Origin of the sequence: Thiomicrospira sp., from assembly GCF_036568485.1 — a bacterium.
In the GTDB taxonomy this organism is placed as follows: domain Bacteria; phylum Pseudomonadota; class Gammaproteobacteria; order Thiomicrospirales; family Thiomicrospiraceae; genus Thiomicrospira.
Map to the genome: position 1 here is coordinate 1 of NZ_DATCSL010000097.1, position 1,772 is coordinate 1,772.

General features: G+C 45.7%; 2 protein-coding genes and 1 pseudogene. 2 read left to right on the top strand and 1 reads right to left on the bottom strand.

The window, feature by feature from the left end; genetic code table 11:
- Window positions 1-349 (top strand): annotated as a pseudogene (locus tag VIM91_RS09705) (methyl-accepting chemotaxis protein); the annotation flags it as partial.
- A gap of 59 nt (window positions 350-408) precedes the next feature.
- Here VIM91_RS09705 and VIM91_RS09710 read toward each other — a convergent pair.
- Window positions 409-990 carry a class I SAM-dependent methyltransferase gene (locus VIM91_RS09710; protein ID WP_331864627.1) on the bottom strand — a complete coding sequence of 194 codons (582 nt, stop codon included), beginning with the start codon at window positions 988-990 and terminating at the stop codon, window positions 409-411.
- Between the two features lie 68 nt (window positions 991-1,058).
- On the opposite strand from VIM91_RS09710, the gene VIM91_RS09715 reads away from it, so the two are divergent.
- Window positions 1,059-1,772, top strand: a 714-nt coding sequence (locus tag VIM91_RS09715) for a UvrD-helicase domain-containing protein (protein ID WP_331864626.1), incomplete at its 3' end; no start/stop codon positions are given.

Genomic DNA, 1,772 nt, shown 5'->3' on the forward strand with positions numbered 1-1,772 from the left:
ACAGGTCACCGGTATGATTTCACAAATTGCAGAAGCCTCGGGTCAACAGGCTGAAGGGATTGAGCAGGTGCATCAGGCCATTAATGACATCGACCAAGTCACTCAGCAAAATGCGGCCTTAGTTGAAGAAACTTCAGCCGCTGCGCAAAGCATGAATGATCAAGCGGTTGAGCTCAGACAAAATATGGCGTTTTTTACAACAGAGCAGGCTCAGTCAAGTCATAAGCCTAAGCCAAAACCAGGCCTGGTTGCGCTGAGTCAAGCAAAACCTCAGAGTAAGTTGAGTGAGAAAGCCTTACCAAAGGCTGCAAAATCAGCTGAAACAAATGATGAATGGAGTGAGTTTTAATTTAGTTCACAGCGTTCAAAAAACGGTAAGCACCAGGCCTGGTGCTTACATCTCTAGATTCATTGTTTCACTGTGCGTGAGATGGTGTAATCCTTGCCTTGTTTAACCTTGTCGTAATAACCAAACACGTCCATAAAGTTGCGTTTCATATAATCACGTAAACCATTAATGGTCACCACCACAAACTGGCCGCCGGGGGCGAGTTGATTGTGAATGTCGTGTAGCATAATGCTCATCATTTCTTTACCCACTTTGGCGGGCATGTTGGATACCACGGTGGTGAATTGGATATTTTTAGGCACGTGGCTTAAGCCATTCGACAAATAAGCTTTGGCGTTATTTAAGCAATTGAGGTCGGCATTTTTATTGGCGTATTCGACCGCCATAAAATCTTTATCCACCATATGTACTTCACCCTGTGGCGCATTCGCGGCAATCGCTAAGCCTAATGGGCCATATCCACAGCCTAAATCCAGCGCGATTTCATCGGGTTTTATTTTTAAGTGGCGTAGCAATAGTTCGGTGCCGGCATCTATTTCGCGCGGGCTAAAAATGCCCCAGGTACTGCGAAAGGTCAGGTTGTGACCGAGTAAATTGGTATTAAATTCGAGGTCTTGTTTTAGCTGGTCAATGCTGGCCATTTTTTTATTTTCCACTGAGTTTTGATTTATCATATTGTACCCTTTTCATTTGAGTGACACGCGCAAACATGCACAGCCTAAACCCTCGACAATTAGAAGCCGTTTTGCACATCGACACGCCGTTGTTGGTGTTGGCGGGCGCAGGCAGTGGTAAGACGCGTGTTATCACCGAAAAAATCGCCCATCTGGTGCGCAAGCACGACTACAAGCCACACAATATTTATGCCGTCACCTTTACCAATAAAGCCGCGCGTGAGATGAAAGAGCGTGTATCCAAACTTATGGTGGACGAGCCGACTAAGGGTTTAAATGTTTCGACCTTTCATAACTTGGGTTTGAATATCATTCGCCAGGAATACAAAGCGCTGAACTACAAAGCCAATTTCTCGATTATGGATTCGACCGATACCGGCCAAATTCTGAAAGAGCTGATGCGCAAAAATGAGCTAGATCCCGAAGAATTAGACGGGGTGCAGTGGACCATTTCGGGCTGGAAAAACCAACACATTGCGCCCCAAGCGGCGCTAGAACTAGCGGAAGACCCATTAGAACAAGCGCGCGCTCGGCTTTATGGCGCTTATCAAAAACAGTTACACGCTTATAACGCGGTGGATTTTGATGACTTGATTGGTTTGCCGGTGCGTTTGTTTAATGAAAATCCAGAAATCTTAACCAAATGGCAAAACAAAGTGCGCTATTTACTGGTGGATGAGTATCAAGACACCAATGCGGCGCAGTATCAATTAGTCACTCAGTTGGTTGGTTTAGGCGGCAAACTCACG

Excerpts from the sequence above, each read along its gene's own strand:
- VIM91_RS09710 (WP_331864627.1), bottom strand. The coding sequence starts at position 990 with ATGGCCAGCATTGACCAGCTAAAACAAGACCTCGAATTTAATACCAAT.